The following is a 22,814-nucleotide window of genomic DNA, read 5'->3' as shown; positions in this document are numbered from 1 at the left end:
TTTGAAAAAAAATTGACGAACCATATAGCAAAAGTTCAGCTAAAATAAAAGCAAGTCAGAAAGCGCTAACAAAAAAAGCGCGTATAAAACCAAAGGGAGCGAATCAAATGGCAGAAAAAAATTATGTAATGGCGATCGACCAAGGAACCACTAGTTCAAGAGCAATTATTTTTGATCGTAACGGGAAAAAAATCGGCAGTTCACAAAAAGAGTTTCCGCAATACTTTCCAAAATCAGGTTGGGTAGAACACAACGCCAACGAAATTTGGAACTCTGTCCAATCAGTCATCGCAGGGGCATTTATTGAATCAGGTATCCGACCAGAAGCAATCGCCGGCATCGGGATCACCAACCAGCGTGAAACGACAGTGGTTTGGGATAAAACGACAGGGCAGCCAATCGCGAATGCGATTGTTTGGCAATCCCGTCAATCTTCACCGATCGCTGACCAATTAAAAGCAGATGGCCATACAGAGATGATCCATGAAAAAACTGGTTTAGTCATTGATGCGTATTTCTCAGCGACCAAGGTGCGTTGGCTTTTAGACAATATCGAAGGGGCACAAGAAAAGGCGGATAATGGTGAGTTACTCTTCGGAACGATCGATTCATGGCTTGTGTGGAAACTGACAGATGGACAAGTCCATGTCACCGACTACTCCAATGCTAGTCGGACGATGCTTTACAACATTCATAAATTAGAGTGGGATCAAGAAATTTTGGATCTTTTGAACATTCCAAGCTCGATGCTACCAGAAGTCAAAAGCAACTCAGAAGTCTATGGTCACACCCGCAGCTACCATTTTTACGGCAGTGAAGTACCAATCGCTGGAATGGCTGGAGACCAACAAGCCGCCCTCTTTGGACAAATGGCCTTTGAAAAAGGTATGATCAAAAATACTTACGGCACTGGGGCATTTATTGTCATGAATACGGGTGAAGAACCACAATTGTCTGACAATGACCTACTGACGACTATCGGGTATGGCATCAACGGCAAAGTCTATTATGCCTTAGAAGGAAGTATCTTCGTTGCTGGATCAGCGATCCAATGGCTGCGGGATGGTCTACGCATGATCGAGACTTCGCCACAATCAGAAGAACTAGCTGCCAAAGCAAAAGGAGATAATGAAGTCTATGTGGTACCTGCCTTTACTGGATTAGGTGCGCCTTACTGGGATTCAGATGCAAGAGGAGCAGTCTTCGGCTTGACTCGTGGGACGACGAAGGAAGATTTTGTTCGGGCAACACTGCAAGCTGTTGCGTACCAATCAAAAGACGTCATCGATACGATGAAAAAAGATTCCGGTATCGATATCCCATTGCTGAAAGTCGATGGAGGGGCAGCCAAAAACGATTTATTGATGCAGTTCCAAGCGGACATTTTAGACATTGACGTACAACGAGCAGCGAATCTGGAAACAACCGCATTAGGTGCAGCCTATTTGGCAGGACTAGCGGTTGGCTTCTGGAAAGACTTAGATGAATTGAAATCAATGGCAGAAGAAGGGCAAATGTTTACGCCAGAAATGCCAGCAGAAGAAAGAGACAATTTGTACGAAGGTTGGAAACAAGCGGTGGCGGCTACTCAGACCTTCAAATTCAAAGCGAAGAAAGAAGGCGAGTAAGCCATGACCTTTTCTCAGAAAGATCGGAAGGAAACCATTCAAGAAACGGCAAATACCACCTATGATGTGTTGATCATTGGTGGTGGGATTACCGGCGCAGGGGTTGCCGTTCAAACAGCAGCGGCTGGGATGAAGACGGTTCTTTTGGAAATGCAAGACTTTGCCGAAGGGACGTCTTCGCGGTCCACGAAACTCGTTCATGGCGGTATTCGCTATTTGAAAACCTTTGACGTGGAAGTGGTCGCTGACACCGTGCGGGAACGGGCGATCGTCCAACAAATTGCTCCGCATATCCCGAAACCAGATCCGATGCTTTTACCGATTTACGATGAACCGGGAGCAACCTTCTCCTTGTTTTCTGTCAAAGTGGCGATGGATCTTTATGATCGCTTAGCAAATGTGACAGGCAGTAAATACGAAAATTATCTGCTGACGAAAGAAGAGGTCTTAGCACGCGAACCACAGCTGCAGGCGGAAAACTTAGTTGGTGGCGGAGTCTATCTTGATTTTCGCAACAACGATGCCCGCTTGGTGATCGAAAACATTAAACGAGCACAAGCCGATGGGGCAGCAATGATCAGTAAAGCCAAAGTCGTCGGCATCTTACATGATGAGCAAGGCATCATCAATGGGGTAGAAGTGGAGGATCAACTGACAAACGAGCGCTTTGAGGTTCACGCCAAAGTCGTGATCAACACGACCGGCCCTTGGTCAGATATCGTTCGTCAATTAGACAAGAATGATGAGCTGCCACCACAAATGCGTCCGACAAAAGGCGTCCATTTAGTGGTCGATCGGGAAAAACTAAAAGTACCGCAACCAACCTATTTTGATACTGGGAAAAATGATGGTCGGATGGTTTTCGTGGTACCAAGAGAAAACAAGACCTATTTTGGCACAACCGATACGGACTATACAGGCGATTTTGCCCATCCGACGGTCACACAAGAAGATGTCGATTATCTACTGACCATCGTGAATGAACGCTTTCCACATGCACAGATCACCCTTGATGATATCGAAGCGAGCTGGGCTGGTCTACGTCCATTGATTACGAATAATGGTGGTTCGGATTACAATGGTGGTGGTAAAGGCAAATTATCTGATGAAAGCTTTGAGCAGATCGTTGAAAGCGTCAAAGAATATCTTGCAGATGAGCGGCAGCGACCAGTTGTAGAAAAAGCTGTAAAACAAGCGCAAGAACGAGTAGAAGCCAGCAAAGTGGATCCATCGCAAGTTTCTCGCGGCAGCAGTTTGGAACGCTCAAAAGACGGACTATTGACGTTGGCAGGCGGAAAAATCACCGACTATCGTTTGATGGCGGAAGGAGCAGTCAAACGGATCAATGAATTGCTCCAAGAAAGCGGTGCTTCCTTCGAGTTGGTGGATTCAACCACGTACCCAGTTTCTGGTGGTGAGCTTGATGCAGCAAATGTAGAGGAAGAATTAGCGAAGCTGGCTGACCAAGCACAAGCCGCTGGGTTCAATGAAGCAGCTGCGACGTATTTGGCTCATCTTTATGGGTCGAATCTTCCCCAAGTGTTGAACTACAAGACGAAGTTTGAAGGCTTAGATGAAAAAGAAAGCACTGCCTTGAACTATTCCTTGCATGAAGAAATGGTTCTGACGCCCGTTGATTATCTATTGCGTCGGACCAACCATATCCTATTTATGCGAGACACCTTAGATGATGTCAAAGCCGGTGTCGTTGCAGCTATGACCGACTTCTTTGGCTGGAGCGAAGAAGAAAAAGCAGCCCATGTATTAGAATTGAACCAAGTGATCGCAGAATCAGATTTAACAGCCTTAAAAGGAGGAAAAAAAGATGAATGAAGCAACACAGATCTTTAGTGAATTTCTAGGAACGGCTATTTTGGTTTTGTTAGGGGATGGCGTGTGTGCGGCTGTCAATCTGAAAAAGAGTAAAGCAGAAGCCTCTGGCTGGATCGTGATCGCGATGGGCTGGGCAACGGCGGTGACCATAGCCGTATACGTTTCAGGGTACATGGGACCTGCTCACTTGAATCCAGCCGTTACATTAGGCATGGCGATGACAGGGAATTTTTCTTGGAGTTTGGCTATACCGTTTATGCTGGCGCAGATTGCTGGTGCGATCGTAGGAGCAATCCTCGTTTGGCTCAACTACTTGCCATTATGGGATGAAACAAAAGACCAAGGCGCGATTTTAGGTACCTTTGCAACAGGGCCTGCAGTTCGTAATTTAGTATCGAATACGATCACTGAAGTCATTGGTACCTTTGTCTTAGTCTTTGGCTTATTGGCTTTTGGTGCCAATACCTTTACGGATGGATTAAATCCCATCGTTGTTGGGATCTTGATCTTAGCGATCGGACTGTCTCTTGGTGGACCAACAGGCTATGCCATCAACCCGGCACGGGACTTAGGACCACGGATCGCTCACCAAATCTTACCAATCAAAAACAAAGGGACTTCCGATTGGGGCTATGCGTTAGTACCAATCATCGGTCCAATGATCGGTGCAGCGATCGCAGCTGGATTGTTTATGATGTTGCCATTATAAACGATGTTATTTTAAGGATGGTGCCTATTGGTATCATCCTTTTTTAATCTTTAGCGATTGTCATTGAATTTGCTAAAAAAACATGGTTAAATGAAAAAGCTGAAACAGAACGAAGGAAGGAGCTTTTGCGTGAAAAAAATTCTGCGCTTTTTCATGTGGGTGGCGATTGTCCTGATCGGACTCTTAGCTGCCGTTTTTCTGGCTTTTCAACTCTCCCCACGACCGGGGGCTTTTTTGATCGGTCATCTGTTTAACCAAGAAGTGACCATCAAGGATGAGGCGGCTTATCAAAAAAGTTTGCCGAATGTGACGGTCAAACAGGACTTGGCTTATCAATCGGATTATCAACGCAGTACCTTTGATCTTTATTATCCCAAAGATGCACAAGGCCCTGTTCCAGTCATTTTTTGGGTCCATGGGGGCGGATATGTCGGGGGAGACAAAGAAGGCGTCAAAGAATTTGCGACCTATGTCGTCGATGAAACCAAAGCCGCTGTGATTTCGATTAATTATGAATGGGCGCCAAGTTTGCATTATCCGGGACAGGTCAAACAATTAGCCCAAGCGGTAGACTCGATCAAAGCAGATGCCCAAGCATACCCCATGCTTGATTTCGATCAACTCTTCTTCGGTGGAGATTCTGCAGGTGCCCAAATTGCCGGGCAATATGTGGCGCTGCAAACCAATCCAGCGTATGCGAAGGAAATGTCCTTTGATCAAGACATTCCTGCATCGGCCCTGAAAGGGTTTATTTCCTATTGCGGCCCCCTTGATTTGAAGCAGATCGTTGGAACTTCTTCGGATGATCGTTTTATGAAATTCTTTGTTAAAACGGTGGCTTGGTCGTTATTAGGCAAAAAAGAATGGCAAGATAGTCCCCAACTGCAGGAGATCTCACTGGTGGATAAATTGACGGCTGATTTTCCACCAACGTATATCACTGATGGCAACGCCTATTCCTTTGAAGACCAAGGCATTGCCTTTGCCAACCAGCTGCAAGCTCTTGATATTCCCGTGACAAGTCGTTTTTACAAAGGGGATTCGGAAACAGTGACCCACGAATACCAATTTGATTATAGCTTGCCGCAAGCACAGGAATGTTTGACAGAAACGTTGACCTTTATCAAAGACCAGCTGGCTAACTAAAAACACCTTGTTTCTCACCCTCTATTGGCGAGAAACAAGGTGTTTATTTGTAAGCAAATCAATCAAGTCCGATGAAGTAGTCATCGTCTTTCATCGCTTCAACGGAACCAAGCAGATACCCGTTCCCAACTTGTGAGAAGAAGTCGTGATTGCTGGTACCAGTTGAAATACCGTTCATGACGATTGGATTGACATCGTTGGCGGTGTCTGGGAAAAGCGGGTCTTGTCCTAGATTCATCAAAGCCTTATTGGCATTGTAACGCAAGAAGGTTTTGACTTCCTCGGTCCAGCCAATCTCATCGTATAATTCTTCGGTATAACGTTCTTCGTTTTCATACAACTCATACAACAAGTCGTACATCCAGTCTTTCAGCTTTTGCTGTTCGTCTTCTGGTAATTCGTTGAAACCTAATTGGAATTTGTAGCCGATATACGTGCCATGAACGGATTCGTCACGAATGATCAATTTGATGATCTCCGCTACGTTCGCTAGTTTGTTATTACCTAAGTAGTAAAGGGGTGTATAGAAACCTGAATAGAATAAGAAGGTCTCTAGAAACACACTGGCGATTTTTTTCTCTAGCGGTGTCCCATTTTTGTAAATCTCATTGATTCGTTCGGCTTTCTTTTGTAAGTAAGGATTGGTATTGGTCCATTCAAAAATATCGGCGATCTCCGCTTTTGTATTCAAGGTGCTGAAAATCGATGAATAGCTTTTTGCATGGACAGATTCCATAAATTGGATGTTGTTCAAGACCGCTTCTTCATGTGGGGTGCGGACATCTTTACGCAGTTGATCCATACCGCTTTCTGATTGAACGGTATCTAATAAGGTCAAGCCGCCAAAGACGTAGCCCACCGTCGTTTTTTCTAATGGTGATAGCGTCCGCCAATCATCAAGGTCATTTGATAAAGGGATCCGCGTATCTAACCAGAATTGCTCTGTTAATTTTTCCCAAGTGGATTTATCGATGATATCTTCGATCTCATTCCAGTTGATTGCTTCATAGTAAGTCTTACCCATAGTCGGTTCCTCCAATAATCGTATCAAGACAACAGCCGACCCGCTCTCAAGAAAGAGCAGGGGTAGGCTATTGGTTCGTTTTCAGGCAAAAGTTGGATTAGATGACACAGCTTTCACATTGGTTGCTGCCGATCTCTTCTGCATCATCTGTAAAGGTCCGTACATAGTAGATCGATTTGATCCCTTTGTGGAAAGCATAGTGACGCAAGATGTTCAAATCACGGGTGGTTTGTTTTGTCGTTTCTTTCCATTCGTAAAGACCTTCTGGAATATCTGAACGCATAAACAAGGTCATACTCATCCCTTGATCGACGTGTTTTTGAGCAGTTGCGTAAACATCGATCACTTTGCGCATATCCATATCGTAGGCTGATTTGTAGTAGCCGATCGTCTCATTGCTCAAGTAAGGTGCTGGATAATAGATCTTGCCGATTTTCTTTTCTTGGCGTTCTTCGATCATCCGAGTGATCGGGTGGATGCTGGCACTCGTATCATTGATATAAGAGATCGAACCATTTGGTGCAACGGCTAAGCGGTTTTGGTGATACAAGCCGGTTTCTTTGACGGTTTGTGCCAAGGCTGCCCAATCTTCACCAGTTGGTAAAAAGACGCCTTCAAACAATGCTTTGACTTTTTCCGATTTTGGTTGGTAGTCACCTTGGATATAATCAGTGAAGTAGCTGCCATCTGCATAAGCTGATTTTTCAAAGTTATGGAAAACTTCGCCTTTTTCTTTGGCGATGGCATTGCTTTCAACCAATGTCCAATAGTTCAACAACATGAAATAAAGATCAGTAAATTCAAGGGATTCTGGTGAACCGTATTCCATTTGATTTTTTGCAAAATAGGTATGCAAGCCCATTGCGCCTAAACCGATCGTGTGGTTCAAGGCATTCCCATTTTGGATCGATGGTACCACGTCAATGTCAGACGCATCAGTAACGAAGGTCAAGGCACGAGTCATTGCTCGAACAGATTTCCCAAAGTCAGGGCTGTCCATCAAGTTCACGATATTGGTGGAACCTAAGTTACAGCTGATATCTGTTCCTAAAACCTCGTATTCTTGCTTGCCGTTGATCTCAGATGGTGCTTGAACTTGAAGGATCTCGGAACAAAGATTACTCATGATGATCTTGCCATCGATTGGGTTGCTGCGGTTTGCTGTATCGATATTAATGATATAAGGATAACCAGATTCTTGTTGCAATTTAGAAATTTCATTTTCTAAATCGCGAGCTCTGATTTTAGTCTTGCGAATCCGTGGATTCATGACTAAGTTGTCGTATTCCTTGGTGATATCGACATAAGAAAAGGGTACGCCATATTCTTTTTCGACACTGTAGGGACTAAAGAGATACATCTCTTCATTTTTACGCGTCAATTCGTAAAATTTGTCAGGTACGATCACACCTAATGATAAGGTTTTGACACGGATTTTTTCATCTGCATTTTCTTTTTTCGCTGATAAAAAGCTGATGATGTCTGGGTGGAAGACGTTCAAGTAGACCACGCCAGCCCCTTGCCGTTGACCCAATTGGTTTGAGTAGCTGAAGCTATCTTCAAACAATTTCATTACAGGCATCACACCACTTGCTGCACCTTCGTAGCCTTTGATAGGCGCGCCAGCTTCCCGCAAGTTTGATAATGTGATCCCGACACCGCCGCCGATCCGTGAAAGTTGCAGCGCGGAGTTGATCCCACGACCGATCGCGTTCATGTCATCAGTGATTTGGATCAAGAAACAAGAAACTAATTCACCGCGACGTTTGCGTCCTGCGTTCAAGAAAGAAGGGGTTGCTGGTTGGTAACGTTGGTAGATCATTTCATCTGCCAAGCTCATGGCTAACTCTTCATTCCCATCCGCAAAGTAAAGGGCGTTGAACGCCACCCGATCTTCGTAACGCTCAAGATACGCGGTACCATCATTCGTTTTTAATGCATATTGTGAATAAAACTTGTAAGCAGCCATAAATGATTTGAAAGTAAAGTGTTGCTCATCTAAGAATTGATACAAGTCCTCAATAAAAGCAGGACGGTACTTTTTGATAAATTCTTCTTCTAAATAATCATTTTCAATCAAATAATTGATTTTGTCCATTGCAGTCGCAAAGGTTAAGGTATTTGGTTCAACGTTTTCTTTAAAGAATGCCGCTAGGGCTTCTTTGTCTTTATTTAATGGAATTTGACCATCTACTGGACGGTTGATCTCATTATTCAATTTGAAATAACTGACATCTTTGATTTCTTTCAAGCTCATAAATGGCTAACCTCTTTTCTTGTTTTGTTCGTATAAAAAAGGACTTGCGGTCTGGACGACTGACAAATCCCTCAAAAGCATCACATTGAGAAAAATCTTAGCTCGCTAATTGACGTAGTTGATCTGGACGGAAACCGATGATCGTTTGCGCATCAGAGGTAATGACTGGCACACTTTGAAATCCTTGTTCTTTCAAAAATTCTAATGCTTCAGGCTCATTATCGATATTGATTTCTTCAAAGGCAATCTGATTTTCACTTAAAAAGCGTTTCGCCATTTTACATTGCATGCAGTTGTTTTTAGAAAATAGTTTGATATTCATAATTGTTTCCTCCGAGTTGTAATAGTTATAAACCTAGTATAAATAAGTCACGGAGAAAGTCAACGAAAAAACACTATATCTTGTGCTTGTGAATTCGGCATACACAATTTATAGTGTTTCTGTGTTTTTTATGCAAATGAAAAAAGCGGAAAATACTTAGAATTACAAGGTTTTTGCGTAATTATTAGAGGGGATATGCAATCAAAATGAGTAAAAAAAATCTCCATTGTGAAGGAAGATTCAAAGTTAAGTCGAAAACAGATTGACTTCCTATGAAAATGGCTCTATTATAATGATAATCATTCTTAATTAAAGTAGGTTAATTAAAAAACACTTCACAAAAGGAGTAAGAACCAATGAAAATGGCGCAAACTTGGGCTTCTGGGACATACAAAATCGACTCGTTGGCAACAACCAAAGAAATCACGGTTCATTTAAACGATCTTGGCATTCGCACGGGGGTTGAAATCGTTGTGGTGCAAAAAGATCGCAAAGGCGGCATCATTTTGCACCAAGGGACGCGGATTGCTTTAGATGCACGGGTCATGGAACAAATCGATGTCACAGAAATCCAGCAGCAAACGGTCATTACCTCTTTGGATCAGCTGCAAGTTGGTGAAAGCGGGAAGGTCAATCAGATTGGTGCAAAAGGTGCTTTGCGCCGTCGTTTGATGGATATGGGGCTTACGAAAAACGTTCATTTGGAAGTAGTGAAACTGGCTCCATTGGGTGATCCAATGGAGATTCGGCTCCGCGGCTATGAATTGTCTTTGAGAAAGCAAGAAGCAGCGTTGGTTTTTATCGAAAAAGGAGTCGAAGCTTGATGACCTATCAATTTGCATTAGCAGGAAATCCCAATAGCGGGAAAACAAGTACTTTCAATCAATTGACTGGTGCCAAACAAACAGTGGGCAATTGGCCGGGTGTCACCGTAGAACGTAAAGCGGGGCGACTGCGAAAAGACCGGCACGTGCTGATCCAAGATCTGCCCGGGATCTATTCCTTGTCGCCTTATACGCCGGAAGAACTGATTTCCCGCAATTATTTGATGGAAGCATCGCTGGATGCGGTGATCAATATTATTGACGGAACTAATCTTGAGCGAAATCTGTATTTAACATTGCAATTATTAGAAATGAATGTTCCGACTGTGGCAGCCATCAACATGATCGATCTATTAAAGAAAAAAGGCTTGCAGATCAACTTCGAAAAATTGGCTTACGGATTAGGGATTCCTGTAGTGGGGATCAGTGCTTTGAAACAACGTGGTTTAGCCAAAATGATCGAGGCAGCGAAGCACGCAGTCAACACACAACAGCTCCCTCCCCGCTACGATGATCGTTTAGAAGCTGGCTTGACCGAGATCATGGCGATTTTGCCAGAGACGATCCCTCAGCAGCAAAAACGCTGGTTTGCCATAAAACTCTTTGAAAAAGATGAAGCGATTCAAGCAATGTGTAAACTGACTGATTCCCAGCAAGCAGTCCTTCAGGAGACGATTTCGATTTTAGAGATGATCTTTAAAGACAGCAGTGACGCCATTCTCGTTAATGAGCGCTATGGCTTCATTGAAGAATTGTTGGCGCTGGCAGTCATCAAGGAAACAGATCAGCACTTAGCCCTCAGCGACAAAATCGACCGCGTGTTGACTCATCGCGTATTGGCACTACCGATTTTTGCCTTCATTATGTGGGGAATCTACTATTTATCGATTCAGACGATTGGCACGATCGGCACTGATTGGGTCAATGATGTATTATTTGGCAGCTGGATTCCCGAAACAGCAGCGCATTGGCTAGAACAGCTGCAGGTCGCCCAGTGGCTACAAGAACTGATTTTGGATGGCATTGTGGCTGGGGTCGGTGCGGTTTTAGGCTTTTTGCCGCAGATTTTCGTGTTGTTTTTTTGCTTGGCTATCTTGGAGGACTGTGGATACATGGCACGGGTGGCATTTGTCATGGACAGACTGTTTCGCAAGTTTGGTCTATCTGGCAAGTCGTTTATCCCCATGTTGATTGCTACAGGTTGCGGCGTGCCGGGGGTGATGGCAAGCCGAACGATTGAAAACGAAAAGGATCGTCGGTTGACGGTGATGGTCACGACCTTTATGCCTTGTTCTGCCAAATTGCCGATCATTGCATTGATTTCGGGTGCCTTTTTCCCTCATTATAGTTGGGTCGCACCATCGGCCTATTTTGTCGGCATGGGCGCTGTGATTTTTTCAGGGATCGTCTTGAAAAAAACGCCGCTTTTTGCAGGTGATCTGGCACCATTCATTATGGAACTGCCAGCGTATCACTTGCCGCAGCTCACAACGATTTTGAAAAGTGCCTGTGATCGAGCCGTTGCTTTTGTAAAAAAAGCCGGTACGATAATTTTTGTAGCTTGTATCTTTGTCTGGTTTACCTCCAGCTACAGCTTTACCTTGCAGCGGGTCAGTGAAGACCAAAGCATTTTGGCCTTTTTCGGTCGACTTTTGGCGCCCCTCTTCGCTCCCCTAGGCTGGGGAACTTGGCGAGGCGCCGTGGCGACGATCACTGGCTTGGTGGCCAAAGAAAATGTGATCGGCACATTCGGGATTCTCTACGGACAAACCGGTGAGTTGTCAGAAAGTGGGACGGAGATTTGGCAAGTGTTGCGCGGCGATTACACTGCTGTGGCGGCATACTCTTTCCTCGTCTTTAATTTACTATGTGCCCCCTGTTTTGCTGCCATCGGTGCGATCCACCGTGAAATGGGGGACAGCAAGTGGACGTGGTTAGCCATTGGCTATCAATGCGGCTTGGCGTACTGCGCCAGTTTTCTGGTCTACCAATTCGGACACGTCATCTTTGAAGGCGGACACCTCACGCTAGGTGTTTTTGCGGCAATAGTCATTGCTGGTCTATTAGTATTTGCTCTGGTGAAGAAACCATTCCGAGGGAGTGCGCCCTTGATCCAAGTCGTAGGAGGCGAAAAATGATTGCTACAGTAATTCTAAGCGGACTGATTTTTGGCTATGGCGGTCGTGTGGTGTACCGCATGGTGAAAAAGGATCATTGTTCTGATTGCCACAGCAGTTGTCCCGTGAAGCATGAGGAAGCAAAGTAGAAAATAGCGGTTGTAAGTAAAAATTCGTGTGAAAACACCTACGGGTAGAAATACAATTGAAACGGTAGATCTATAGCCATGAATAGAGTGTTTGCTTTAAGAAGTTCTTAGTTTATTTAAGAGCTTCTTTTTTTTATTGTGGGTGCAAGCAAAGGATCTGTCCATTTTTGGTTCATTTTTTCCTTGATAGAATAAGTTTTGTGAACTGCTCAAGAAGGTTATCGAGAAAAACTGGAGGCTAGCAAAAAAAATAGGCAGTATTCCTGGTCTTTTTGAGAAGAGCAGTTCACTTAATCTGGAAGCGTGTACAAATATGTGGTCGCAAATCGTCTATTCAGGTCAGAACTTTTCACTTATAGTGTGTGTATAGGAATTATCTCGAGAAATTCTTTTACTAAAACCTAAAGAAATTTTTTTAGAAAGGAAATCGTCGTTTGCAAACTACATTATTAACAAAAGAAAACATTTTACTTCAGCAAGACAGTACCAGTTGGCAAGAAGCAATCAAAAAAGCTGCCCAGCCGTTATTGAGGAATGGCAGCGTTTCAAAACAGTATGTCGAAGCGATGATTCAATCCGTCTTAGATGCCGGGCCGTATATCGTGCTTATGCCTGGGTTTGCTTTGGCCCATGCCCGATCAGAAGATGGGGTTTGTCGTTTAGGACTAAGTGCGATGACCTTAAATACCCCCATCTCATTTGGTTCGCCCAATGATCCAGTGAAAGTCATTTTCTGTTTGGCAGCGATAGACCCGACCAGTCATTTGGAACTGATGAGTGAGTTAGCAGAGGTTTTAGCAAGGGACAATATCATTGATCGTTTAGCAAATGTGGAGACACCAGAAGCATTTATACAACTATTAGAAGAAACGAGGAGTTAAGATGGGATTCTTTCAAAAAAAGAAAAATGATGCATCGATCCAATCAGATGCAAAACCTAAGGCGAGTAATGGCAAGAAATTTTTGATAGCGGTTGCATGCCGTGCTGGGATGGGGAGTTCAACGCTGCTTCACATAAAGGTAAAATCAGTGATTGAAGAAAACGGCTATCCCATTGAAACGATTCATGGAAATCTAGACGTTCTCATTGGTTTTACGGGTGATGCCTTTATGAGTATGGCAGATATCGCAGCGGAACCTGATTTTCAAAACAAACCTTATGAAGTCATAGGCATTCAAAATATTATGAGTAAAGAAGAGATCCAAGGAAAACTAGAAACATTTCTTGAAACGATGCAAACAAAATAAATTGATGGAGCGAGGAATAAATTGAATGGCAATTTTAGTAATGAACCAATTCAGAAATACTGCTGTGTTGCTAATGATTTTAGCTTTGATCGGGTTACTTGCACAAAGAAAGCCTGCGAAGGAGACCCTGAGCGGTGTCCTCAAAGTGGGCATTGGGTTTATGATTTTTAATATTGGTGGTGGTCATGTAGGAACGATTGCTGCAAATTTCGCCACGTTGTTTCAGACCGCATTTGGTGTTCAAGGGACGGTTCTGGCAGTAGAGCCTGCTACAGCGTTAGCTATGGATGTATATGGTTTTGAAATATCAATGATTATGGGGCTAGGGTTCATATTCGGATTAGTTATTGCGAAATTGACGCCTTTAAAATCAATTTTTTTAACCGGTCAGCATTATCTTTTCTTTGCTGCTGTCATTGGGTTGATTTTTATTTCGAATGGTATGCCCACTTGGGTAACAGTTATCTTTGGTTCTTTGGTACTAGGTTTTGCAGGAGCAGGGTTGCCCAAATTGGCTCAGAAATATACAGATGAGCTGACAGGTAATGCAGGGGTTGCACTAGGTCACTTTAACTTAATTTTTTACTGGTTCTCAGGTGTCATCGGCAGTGTCATTGGCGGGAAAAATTGGCAAGCAAAGAAAGAGAAAGCAGCCAATCGCGAGCTTCCTGATTTCTTCTCCGTATTCCGAGATTTTGTCTTCTCTGTTGCATTTTTCATGATTATTCTTTTCTACATTGCAACGATCGCAGCAGTTTTAAGTGGTCATATGGATGTCGTTCAAGAAATGGCTGGCAACGACTTATGGTTCTTGTATCCGTTGATTCAAGGGTTGCAATTTGCGGCGGGTATGTCTGTACTGATTTATGGTGTGCGTCAATTTATTGCTGAATTAACGGCTGCCTTCGTGGCGATCTCTGAAAAATATATCCCGGGATCAATGCCGGCAGTAGATGTTCCTGTGTTTTTCCAATATGCGCCAACCATGGTTCCTGTCGGCTTTATTACCTCGTTTATAGGTGGCTTAACAGCGACGTTTGCCATGGCTGCTATGGGTTCTCCCGTTGTACTTTTGCCAGCAGCTGGGATTGCTTTTTTCTCGGGTGGAACAATGGGTGTCTTTGGTTCAATAAGAGGCGGGTTGAAAGGGGCGATCATCGCATCCTTCTTAGGCGGTATTTTGCTGACTGCATTGCCTTTGGTGCTTTTCCCAGCTTTTTCTGAATTAGGCATCACAGACGCTGGATTTCCTCAAATCGACTACAATATTATCGGAATTTTACTAGATAAAATCTTAAAACTATTTAGTTAAACAGTATGATTAGCAAGGAGAAAGGTGGATACCATTTCTCCTTGCTATAAGGAAGGAAAATCTGTATTGAATGAAAAAAACGTTTTGTTTGCATATAGTACGAATTTAAAAGCCCAAAGCGATGCTCAATTTTATCGGCTTGAAGAAGAAGAAGTCTATCAACAGATGGTGAAGGCCAAAGAACTTATTCTCCATGCAGAAAAAAATCATAAGCGTGTTCATGTAACAGGCGTGGGAAAATGTTCCTATGTAGCAGGCTATGCAGCTTCACTTTTCTCATCTGTCGGCACGCCAACCTATTTTTTAGACACAACCGAAACTGTGCACGGATCGGCAGGACAAGTCGTGGCTGGCGATGTAGTGATTGCGATAAGTAATAGTGGGAACACCAAAGAATTAGAATATGCACTTGCTGCCTTAAAAGCAAATGGCGCTGTAATTTTAGCGGTAACAGGAAATGAAGATTCTTCCCTAGCTTCCTGTGCTGAAGTCACATTGTCTTCTTATGTTTCCCAAGAAGGGGACTCTTTGAATAAACCGCCACGTTCCTCTGTGATTGCCCAAATGATCCAGCTGCAGATTCTGTCGGTGTTGCTGCAAGAAGCAAAAGAAATCAAGTTAGAAGATTACCTTAAATGGCATCCAGGGGGAAGCTTAGGAGCAACGACAAAAAAGGAGCTTACGCAATGAAAATCAGAGGAATTATACCAGCAACGGTCACACCATTAAATGAGAACGGCATCAATGAAGAGGGCACCAGAAAGCTTGTAAGTCATTTGATTGCTGGTGGTGTCCACGGGTTGTTTATTTTAGGAACCAATGGCGAATTTCATACCTTAAGCAAAGAAGAGAAAATCCAGTTTGCAAAAATCGTTGTCGATGAAGTATCGGGCAGAGTACCAGTATTTGCAGGTGCCGGAGATATCGCAACGAATAAAGTGATTGAGTTAGTAAATGAGTTTGCAAAAATCGGCGTTGATGCTGCTTCCATCATTACGCCGTATCTTTTGAAGTATACCGATGAGGAGTTGATCCATCACTACCGAATGATTGCTGAGCAAACGACACTACCAATCATTTTGTACAATATTCCGCCAAATACTAGAAATTTCATCAATCGTCATGTTTTCTCGGAATTACTCAAAATTGATTCGATCATTGGGATAAAAGATTCAAGCGGTGATCTAGAAAACTTCAAGGGCTATCTTGAATTAAATCATCGAGAGGATTTCTCTTTGCTGATGGGAAGCGACTCTAAGATTTTAGAAGCATTACAGTTAGGAGCAGATGGCTCTGTGGCTTCAACCGCAAATGTTGTGACGAAAACAGATGTGGCGATCTATGAACAATTTGTAGCTGGAAACATAGAACAAGCGCGGCAAGCACAAGTAAGTATTGATGATTTTAGAGAAGCCTGCAAATGCTCAACGATTCCGTCTGGGCTGAAATACTGTTTGCGGGCAATCGGACAGGATGTTGGGTTACCGAAACTGCCTGTTCTAGATCTTACGAAAGAAGAAAAGCAGCAGGTAGATCAAGTGCTTCAAAAATATGTACAAGCGGAAGGATTTACATTGAAAGTAGAACAGTAGGCTGCAGAAATGGGGGAACATTGATGGTAAAAATTGACTATAGGACGAGAAAGATGATGATGGCTCTGATTGAAAAACCGACCATCAGTTACGATTATCTTCAGCGGAATTATTCTATGAACCGCACTCAAATAGAGTATACCATTGATAAAATCAACCAGTTTCTATCTGCCCAAAAACTACCACTTAGCGTGAATAAGGAAAGTGTGATTCGACTGCCTGAAAAAAGCAAGGAATATTTGTTGGAGTCATTTTTACGTGAGCGTATGTTTAAGTATTATGAGATGAGTTCAAAAGAACGAGGAAAATATATCTTTTTGACGCTCTTTTACTACGAGAAAGACTATCTGTCGGTCAATCATTTTTTAGATGCGTTAAAAATCGGCAAAACAACCTTTATGAGTGATCTGCGCAAATTACAAGCGGAATTACATGGGTACGATATTTCAATCAGTTACTCGAGAAAAGAGGGGTATCACTTAGCAGGTGATGAACTGATGATTCGTTACGCTTTATTTCGAATGATTTTGGAAGATGTGACTAGCAAGGACGATGATTTTATTTACCGTTACTTTATTCATAACGAACGAATACAATTGGCGGATGAGCAGGACACCTATCTTTCTCTTCTTTTAGAAAAACATGCGATAGAGTTAGTTGAAAATAGATTGATTGAATTGAACTATATCCTTATTTTTTTATACCCAAGAATGGGCTTGAATGAATTTAATCTAAAGCCCTTTTCTAATGATCATGAGTTAGTAAAAATGAAGGAGTACCGCTTTGCTGAAGAAGTTTTAGAAAACGCAGGGGTGATGAATAGTATAGAAAAGAACTATCTCTGTGGGTGGGTCCTGGGAATGGCATTAGGGAATGAAAAGGAATGGCTTCAAGGAAATTTGGTCATCATTGACTTGGTAGAAAGAATCGTCGAGCGATTTGAATTGCTTTCAGGTATTCGTTTCAAGGATAAACACTCTGTCATCAAGCAATTATATAGTCATTTTCGACCGACCTATTTCCGAATGCTGTTTCGATTACCGATCATCAATCCTATGCAGGAGAAAATTTTTGAAAAATATAATGACCTTTATCAGATCGTAAAAGAAACCATGAGACCAATCAGTGATAGCTTTGATTCAAAGCTTCCAGATGAAGAAGTAGCCTTTTTAACAATGCACTTTGCGCTTTTGATCAGGAATTCTGAAGAATATATGGTGCAACAAAAAGTGGGGGTCGTTGTTTGCCCAAATGGTATTGGAAGCTCAGCAATCATTTACAATGAATTAAAGGAAATCTTTCCCTCTTTTATCTTATTGGGACCGATTGAAACAAGCGAACTGCATTCATTTGATCAGTCTTACGATATCATTTTTACGACAAAACCCAACTTTCAACTTTATCCGTTAAAAAAACCGATTTTTGTAGTAAACCCGATCATGTCTTACGAGGAACGAACCCAGTTGTTTTTAGATGTCAAATTCGAAACCAGTACAAGTATAAAGCCCAATACTGTTACGATCGACGGCTTGATGCAGGTTATTCAACAATATTCAACGGTTACCAGCGAGTCAGCTCTGCGGCATCATCTAGAGAAATTTGTACAAGAGTCCTGCTCGCCAACGGCATCTATCATGTCTCAAAAAGAGAAAAAGCCAAAAGAACCTGCAATGCTGTTGGATATGATGCGTCCAGAATTGATACAATTAAACAAAAAAGCCAGAACGTGGGAAGAGGCCTTTTATCTCGCAGCCAATCCATTGATTGAAAGAAAGATCATCACTAGAAATTACATCGATTCGATCATTCAACAAACCAGATCAGAAGGTGCTTATATGGTGATAGTCGATCAAGTTGCCTTACCGCATACGGTTCCTGAAGCAGGTGCAAAAAAACTTGGCATGGGATTGACAACGTTAGAATCTGAAGTATATGTCTTAGGAACGATTCCTGTAAAGTACATCTTTACTCTTTCTGCGTTAGACAGCAAGCAGCATCTAAATGCGATGACTCAGTTTATTACCCTTATTGAATCCAAAGACTTTTTTCGAGAATTAGAAAAACATGAATGTCCGGAAACAGCTTATCACTGGTTTGCAGAGATTTTACGTACTGCTGTTGTATAAATTTTTTCGAAAAAACTGTAAGTATTATAGAATAAAGCATATACTCTTTGGTCTTTATTGAGAGAAGCGTGCGAAGGGGAGTAATTTGCCTTCATCGTTTGCTGCTGTTCATCCGAAAGCGAGGGATGTCATCCAGAACTGTTAACAGCCGAAGGATTATCTAATGATACTAATTTATGCCGGTTGAGGTTAGTCCAGTTCTACAAGAAAGATTCATTCGGAAATCAGCTACCATAGAAGTGGAGAAACAGTTCGATCACGATCGGGCTGTTTTTTTATTCTTTAAAAAACGATCTATTAAAGGGATCTTAAATATAGTATAATTATTTAATGAAAAGATATTACTTAGTGGGATTTGTAGGAAAGGGAGCAAGGAACCTAGTTAGAACGTAAACGAAGATAGGCTTTTGATAAAGCAGAGTGAAAGGGTGAGGGCATGAGACAACAACGAAGACGGGAGCGTCAGAAACGCCAGCGGATCATTGCTGGGTTAAGTGTAGCATTATTGGCAATCACATTCGGAGCGATCTATCTAGTGCTTCAAGCGACAAGTATCCCCGAACAGCGTCTTACAGCAGAATCGACAAAACCGACTAAGCCAATGCAAGAATCAAGTAGTTCTACCGAAACAAAGCCAGAAGTAAAAACCATCACAGTGACAGCTAGTGGCGATATGCTTTATCATACACCTGTTTATTTAAGCGCTTACGATGGAAAGCGTTATGATTTTGACAATGATTTTGAGCAAGTCAAACCGTTAATTGCATCGGCGGATCTTGCTCTGGGTGATTTTGAAGGAACCATCAATCCTAATAAACCGCTTGGCGGTTTTCCCTTATTCAACGCGCCTATCGATGCCGTTGCCAGCATCAAAGATGCGGGCTTTGATGTGATCGATCTTGCTCATAATCATATCTTAGATACGGGAATCGAAGGAGTCAAAACAACGGCGGCTGCTTTTCACGATCAAGGGTTGGCAACGATTGGTGTCACGGTCGACAATAGTGGAATTTTGGTCAAAGAAGTCAACGGGATCAAAGTTGCTCTCTTGGCCTATGCCTATGGCTTCAATGGACTTGAAGAAAGCTTAACTCAAGCAGAGTATGACACCTATTTGAAAGACTTGTCCCTCGATAAAGTGGAAGCAGAGATCAAAGAAGTGGAAACCTTGGCGGATATCACCATCGTGATGCCTCAGTCTGGTGTCGAGTATTCTTTAGAACCAACGGAAGAACAACAAACTGTTTATCGGAAGATGATTGATTTTGGTGCTGATATTATTTTCGGCGGCCATCCGCATGTAGCAGAACCAACCGAAATCATCGAAAAGGACGGTGAAAAGAAATTTATCATTTATTCAATGGGGAACTTATTGTCGAATCAACGTTATGAAACCGTCAATAACAACTATTGGACCGAACGCGGCGTCATTCCAGAAGTTGAGATCACCAAACAGGGAGCTCGGACCTATTTAAGTAAGATTGCCTTACATCCAACTTGGGTCTCCAAAGAGCCGATCCCTGATCGTACCTATTATGATCCAGAATACGGCGTCTTGCAGGCCTTTGATTTTCAAGTTTACTTGGCCGAAGATTATCTACCGGATGGACAATACGCCAAACGTGTTACTGAAGAAAAACGGCAGCGCATAGAAACCGCCTACCATGAAATGCTGGAGCTGTTAGATTTGAAGTGGGAGCAGCAAAAAGAAAATCAAAATGACTAATAAGGCAACCTGACCAACAGGTTGCTTTTTTATTAGCTCTCGAGAAAACGAATCATGAAACGAATGGTGCTCCTTCCAACAAAACATGACAGTAGACTATCATTTATGAACAAAAAATGACACCTCAAACTGATAAAAATAAGTAATAATGTCAACATAAAGCATTCAGAAATGAGTCGGAAAGGATTCAGTAGATGATTTCTGAATAAAAGGGAAAGAAAGCAGGATGTGTCATGAGAATTATTATACTGACGAAAAATATATCATATGAGATTGATTTGCAGCGGGAGTTACAGATTTTGAGTCATGAAGTGTTCGTAGGGAAAAATACAGAAGAGGCGGAATGGTTGATAGAAAGCGCCAAATTATTTGACTGCTTATTTGTCAGTGAAACGATTGCAGATCCAGAATTTTTATTGATCAATCAGGCGTTGGCTCCTTATTATCAAAAACGAATCGTCCGTATCTTGCCAGGGAATATTGAACAAGAAGGTAGGATGGAAAAAGCTGAGAATGCCACGTACCTGAATCGCTCTTTTGTCGAGCTGAGAGAATTTTTGGCTGCACTACCACCAATTAGTCGTAAGTTAGAAAAAGCATCCGTCACGAAAGAATCCTTTCCTAAATTTCTTAGTCTGCAAGAACAGATCTTTTTTAACAATTTAGGAGAAGAGCAATTTATCAATCGAGAAGACCTATGTTGGAAAATTTGGGGAAATGGTGGAACAAACTCAAGAAAATCTCAGTTGTCGATATTAGCGAAACGAATCAATGAAAAATTAGATGAATACGACTACACTGAAAAACGGGTTCGTACCGCTTGGGGCAAAGGCTATATCTTACAATAAAAAGAAAATTGTGTGATCAAAAGAGCATCGAAGCCTTATTTCTCACGAATAGACCTCTTTGTAGCTTCGACTGCTTTTCAGGTAGAAACGACTCTGTTTTCAAATTGAGTCGTTTTTTATATAAAAATATTAGTATTAAATAAATGACGGTATCTAAAATTATGGTAATGCTTTTTTTTAGTGTTAAAATAGAGATAATCAGTAATGAAAAGGAATACTACAGGATTTAAAAAGCACTTTGGAGAAACGTGCTGTAGTATCTTTCAGAGGAGGAAATGTCGTGAAGAAGATTGAGTGTGTGATATTTGATTTAGACGGAACCCTATTAGATTCGAGAGAATGCAGCATCAAGGCGACAAAAGCAGCTTTTACAGAGATGGGACTCAAAGTACCGAGTGAGGTAGTCATTGAACATTACATGGGGATACCGATCGAAGAATCGTTTTTTAAAATGTCAGAACAGCCATTGGATCAAGAAACAGCAACGGAACTGATTCGGATTTTTCGTACCTATTATCAAACATACGAGGAAAGTACCTTGAACGTATTTCCTGAAATTCCCCATGTCCTAGAAATCTTAATGAAACGAAAGGTTCCTTGTTTCGTGGTTTCAAGTAAGAAGACAGCGGTCGTTAAACGAAATTTGGCTGCTCAGAGCCTTGTGGCGTTCTTTGAAGAAATCATCGGCTCAGATGCGGTGTCCCACTATAAGCCTCATCCAGAAGGAATCGATAAAGTAGTTACTCACTATCAGTTTGATCCGACAAGGACGATCATGGTAGGAGATGCTATTTTTGATATCCAGATGGGTAAAGCAGCCGGTGTCAAAACCATCGCTGTTACCTGGGGCAGCCACGATGCGAAAAAACTTTCCGCTGAAAAACCAGATGCTTTGGCAGAAGCGCCGCAGGATATTTTAGATTATATCTATGCTTGATCTATTTTTACTGATACAGTTTAAAAATCATTTCTATTTTTGATCTGTAGCGTGAAAAATAGAATGGACTGAACGTCTTCTTCCAGCAGTATATTAGAGGTTTCGACCAATGATCGATAGATTCGATTATTGGTTTTTTTTGTTGGTATGGATATGGGGCGTCTATTTACATGAAGCAACAATTTTAGCTATCTGTTGATTTTTGTGGATATTATAGTCATTTTCTTGTCATTAGAGACGATCTAGTTGCATTCGGGCACTACTTTTTAGCAGAAGGGAACGGGGCCGCCTCTTTTTCACTCTTATTTCTTTTATTTAATAAAAAGTAATTATAAGAGAATCTGAAAGGGAAACTATAATAGGCGTAACTGATTTTCTTAATGTGTCTGCATTGGTAAGAGCTAAAGACCCAATCATTTTTAGTGGTTTTTGGACAGCTAAGCTTCAATTAAAAAACCTATCGGAAGAAAATCAAAGCGAGCAGAAGGGATAGCGCTACTTTCACCAAAAAAAAATAGATGTAAAGGAGTAAGGATATGATATCAGAAAATATCAAGGAACCGAAAGACTATTTGTGTTATTCAAAAGAAGTGTTGCTAAGTTTAGGGGTAATGACAGATTTCCCCAAAATTTTTCATTTTTATCAAGAACTCTGCAATGAATTTGAGTACATTTATTATGATCGATCAAAAAATTTATTTGATCAGCTCAAAGCACTTCTAGCAATAGATGCGCAGATTCAAATTTTACTGGAACTTTTTGAAAATAGTAGAACAAACCTATGCAAAGAGTTTTGTATGGATGAGCATGAAATTATTTGTATGATCAAAAATGATAAAAAATCTTATTATCGCGAGCTTACAGGTCAAAAAAACAATCAAGTACCAAAATGGAGTTTAATTTATTTAAGTGAGGAGTAAGCATATTTTAGGATAATTCAACCATCTCAAGAAAGAACACATGGAGCAATAACGCGATGAACACGGGAGTAGAGGAATAGAAAGAGGGATCACAAT

At 42.0% G+C, this 22,814-nt stretch carries 20 protein-coding genes; 17 read left to right on the top strand and 3 right to left on the bottom strand.

Going from position 1 to position 22,814, the window contains the following annotated elements:
- Positions 1-107 precede the first annotated feature (107 nt).
- The 4 genes from glpK to IGI89_RS01675 all read left to right on the top strand — a co-directional run bounded on the left by glpK (position 108) and on the right by IGI89_RS01675 (position 5,316).
- A complete protein-coding gene (gene glpK, locus IGI89_RS01690; RefSeq protein ID WP_008377082.1) occupies positions 108-1,628 on the top strand; it encodes a glycerol kinase GlpK in 1,521 nt (506 codons plus the stop codon).
- A 3-nt stretch (positions 1,629-1,631) separates the two neighbouring features.
- Positions 1,632-3,461, top strand: coding sequence for a type 1 glycerol-3-phosphate oxidase (gene glpO / locus IGI89_RS01685; protein WP_061053817.1), 1,830 nt, complete (start codon positions 1,632-1,634; stop codon positions 3,459-3,461).
- Positions 3,454-4,170 (top strand): MIP/aquaporin family protein, encoded by a 717-nt coding sequence (locus tag IGI89_RS01680; RefSeq protein ID WP_061053818.1) that lies wholly within the window; start codon positions 3,454-3,456, stop codon positions 4,168-4,170. Before glpO ends, IGI89_RS01680 begins: the two co-directional genes overlap by 8 nt.
- 90 nt (positions 4,171-4,260) lie before the next feature.
- Entirely contained in the window at positions 4,261-5,316 is a 1,056-nt protein-coding gene (locus IGI89_RS01675) for an alpha/beta hydrolase (RefSeq protein ID WP_016611960.1), read from the top strand.
- Between the two features lie 58 nt (positions 5,317-5,374).
- Here the strand turns inward: IGI89_RS01675 and nrdF are convergent, their stop codons facing one another.
- From nrdF to nrdH, 3 genes are all read right to left on the bottom strand, one after another.
- Positions 5,375-6,340, bottom strand: a complete 966-nt coding sequence (gene nrdF / locus IGI89_RS01670; RefSeq protein WP_005225180.1) for a class 1b ribonucleoside-diphosphate reductase subunit beta — start codon at positions 6,338-6,340, stop codon at positions 5,375-5,377.
- A 97-nt stretch (positions 6,341-6,437) separates the two neighbouring features.
- Positions 6,438-8,597 (bottom strand): class 1b ribonucleoside-diphosphate reductase subunit alpha, encoded by a 2,160-nt coding sequence (gene nrdE, locus IGI89_RS01665; protein ID WP_008377092.1) that lies wholly within the window; start codon positions 8,595-8,597, stop codon positions 6,438-6,440.
- Between the two features lie 97 nt (positions 8,598-8,694).
- Positions 8,695-8,919: a glutaredoxin-like protein NrdH gene (gene nrdH / locus IGI89_RS01660; RefSeq protein ID WP_005225182.1), complete on the bottom strand. Its 225-nt coding sequence runs from the start codon at positions 8,917-8,919 to the stop codon at positions 8,695-8,697.
- 356 nt (positions 8,920-9,275) lie between these two features.
- Between nrdH and IGI89_RS01655 the strand changes: the two genes are divergently transcribed.
- The 13 genes from IGI89_RS01655 (at position 9,276) to IGI89_RS01595 (ending at position 22,718) form a co-directional block, all read left to right on the top strand.
- Positions 9,276-9,743 (top strand): FeoA family protein, encoded by a 468-nt coding sequence (locus IGI89_RS01655; RefSeq protein ID WP_005237467.1) that lies wholly within the window; start codon positions 9,276-9,278, stop codon positions 9,741-9,743.
- Entirely contained in the window at positions 9,743-11,881 is a 2,139-nt protein-coding gene (gene feoB, locus IGI89_RS01650; RefSeq protein WP_429947436.1) for a ferrous iron transport protein B, read from the top strand. The genes IGI89_RS01655 and feoB overlap by 1 nt, the downstream gene beginning before the upstream one ends.
- The gene (locus tag IGI89_RS01645) at positions 11,878-12,009 is read left to right on the top strand and encodes a hypothetical protein (RefSeq protein ID WP_005237465.1); all 132 of its coding nucleotides are present in this window, start codon (positions 11,878-11,880) and stop codon (positions 12,007-12,009) included. The genes feoB and IGI89_RS01645 overlap by 4 nt, the downstream gene beginning before the upstream one ends.
- A 434-nt stretch (positions 12,010-12,443) precedes the next feature.
- The gene (locus IGI89_RS01640; protein WP_016611962.1) at positions 12,444-12,890 is read left to right on the top strand and encodes a PTS sugar transporter subunit IIA; all 447 of its coding nucleotides are present in this window, start codon (positions 12,444-12,446) and stop codon (positions 12,888-12,890) included.
- A gap of 1 nt (position 12,891) precedes the next feature.
- Positions 12,892-13,257 (top strand): PTS sugar transporter subunit IIB, encoded by a 366-nt coding sequence (locus IGI89_RS01635; RefSeq protein WP_005237463.1) that lies wholly within the window; start codon positions 12,892-12,894, stop codon positions 13,255-13,257.
- A 25-nt stretch (positions 13,258-13,282) separates the two neighbouring features.
- Positions 13,283-14,569: a PTS ascorbate transporter subunit IIC gene (locus IGI89_RS01630; RefSeq protein ID WP_016610457.1), complete on the top strand. Its 1,287-nt coding sequence runs from the start codon at positions 13,283-13,285 to the stop codon at positions 14,567-14,569.
- Between the two features lie 24 nt (positions 14,570-14,593).
- The gene (locus tag IGI89_RS01625) at positions 14,594-15,259 is read left to right on the top strand and encodes an SIS domain-containing protein (RefSeq protein WP_061053820.1); all 666 of its coding nucleotides are present in this window, start codon (positions 14,594-14,596) and stop codon (positions 15,257-15,259) included.
- A complete protein-coding gene (gene dapA, locus IGI89_RS01620) occupies positions 15,256-16,161 on the top strand; it encodes a 4-hydroxy-tetrahydrodipicolinate synthase (RefSeq protein ID WP_061053821.1) in 906 nt (301 codons plus the stop codon). Before IGI89_RS01625 ends, dapA begins: the two co-directional genes overlap by 4 nt.
- Positions 16,162-16,184: 23 nt before the next feature.
- A complete protein-coding gene (locus IGI89_RS01615) occupies positions 16,185-18,287 on the top strand; it encodes a BglG family transcription antiterminator (protein WP_438735206.1) in 2,103 nt (700 codons plus the stop codon).
- Positions 18,288-18,723: 436 nt separating this feature from the next.
- Positions 18,724-20,013, top strand: coding sequence for a CapA family protein (locus IGI89_RS01610; RefSeq protein WP_438735205.1), 1,290 nt, complete (start codon positions 18,724-18,726; stop codon positions 20,011-20,013).
- Between the two features lie 233 nt (positions 20,014-20,246).
- The gene (locus IGI89_RS01605; RefSeq protein WP_005237455.1) at positions 20,247-20,861 is read left to right on the top strand and encodes a hypothetical protein; all 615 of its coding nucleotides are present in this window, start codon (positions 20,247-20,249) and stop codon (positions 20,859-20,861) included.
- A 280-nt stretch (positions 20,862-21,141) separates the two neighbouring features.
- Complete coding sequence (locus tag IGI89_RS01600; RefSeq protein ID WP_034872860.1) at positions 21,142-21,798, top strand: HAD family hydrolase; 657 nt, start codon at positions 21,142-21,144, stop codon at positions 21,796-21,798.
- Between the two features lie 536 nt (positions 21,799-22,334).
- Entirely contained in the window at positions 22,335-22,718 is a 384-nt protein-coding gene (locus IGI89_RS01595; protein ID WP_005237452.1) for a DUF7006 family protein, read from the top strand.
- Positions 22,719-22,814 lie beyond the last annotated feature (96 nt).

This window comes from Enterococcus sp. AZ141 (genome assembly GCF_051714385.1).
Lineage (GTDB): Bacteria > Bacillota > Bacilli > Lactobacillales > Enterococcaceae > Enterococcus_D > Enterococcus_D entomosocium.
This window is presented reverse-complemented; position numbering and strand designations above follow the sequence as displayed.

Coding starts and splice junctions, on each gene's coding strand:
- glpK (WP_008377082.1), top strand. CDS start 108: ATGGCAGAAAAAAATTATGTAATGGCGATCGACCAAGGAACCACTAGT.
- glpO (WP_061053817.1), top strand. CDS start 1,632: ATGACCTTTTCTCAGAAAGATCGGAAGGAAACCATTCAAGAAACGGCA.
- IGI89_RS01680 (WP_061053818.1), top strand. CDS start 3,454: ATGAATGAAGCAACACAGATCTTTAGTGAATTTCTAGGAACGGCTATT.
- IGI89_RS01675 (WP_016611960.1), top strand. CDS start 4,261: ATGAAAAAGCTGAAACAGAACGAAGGAAGGAGCTTTTGCGTGAAAAAA.
- nrdF (WP_005225180.1), bottom strand. CDS start 6,340: ATGGGTAAGACTTACTATGAAGCAATCAACTGGAATGAGATCGAAGAT.
- nrdE (WP_008377092.1), bottom strand. CDS start 8,597: ATGAGCTTGAAAGAAATCAAAGATGTCAGTTATTTCAAATTGAATAAT.
- nrdH (WP_005225182.1), bottom strand. CDS start 8,919: ATGAATATCAAACTATTTTCTAAAAACAACTGCATGCAATGTAAAATG.
- IGI89_RS01655 (WP_005237467.1), top strand. CDS start 9,276: ATGAAAATGGCGCAAACTTGGGCTTCTGGGACATACAAAATCGACTCG.
- feoB (WP_429947436.1), top strand. CDS start 9,743: ATGACCTATCAATTTGCATTAGCAGGAAATCCCAATAGCGGGAAAACA.
- IGI89_RS01645 (WP_005237465.1), top strand. CDS start 11,878: ATGATTGCTACAGTAATTCTAAGCGGACTGATTTTTGGCTATGGCGGT.
- IGI89_RS01635 (WP_005237463.1), top strand. CDS start 12,892: ATGGGATTCTTTCAAAAAAAGAAAAATGATGCATCGATCCAATCAGAT.
- IGI89_RS01630 (WP_016610457.1), top strand. CDS start 13,283: ATGGCAATTTTAGTAATGAACCAATTCAGAAATACTGCTGTGTTGCTA.
- dapA (WP_061053821.1), top strand. CDS start 15,256: ATGAAAATCAGAGGAATTATACCAGCAACGGTCACACCATTAAATGAG.
- IGI89_RS01615 (WP_438735206.1), top strand. CDS start 16,185: ATGGTAAAAATTGACTATAGGACGAGAAAGATGATGATGGCTCTGATT.
- IGI89_RS01610 (WP_438735205.1), top strand. CDS start 18,724: ATGAGACAACAACGAAGACGGGAGCGTCAGAAACGCCAGCGGATCATT.
- IGI89_RS01605 (WP_005237455.1), top strand. CDS start 20,247: ATGAGAATTATTATACTGACGAAAAATATATCATATGAGATTGATTTG.
- IGI89_RS01595 (WP_005237452.1), top strand. CDS start 22,335: ATGATATCAGAAAATATCAAGGAACCGAAAGACTATTTGTGTTATTCA.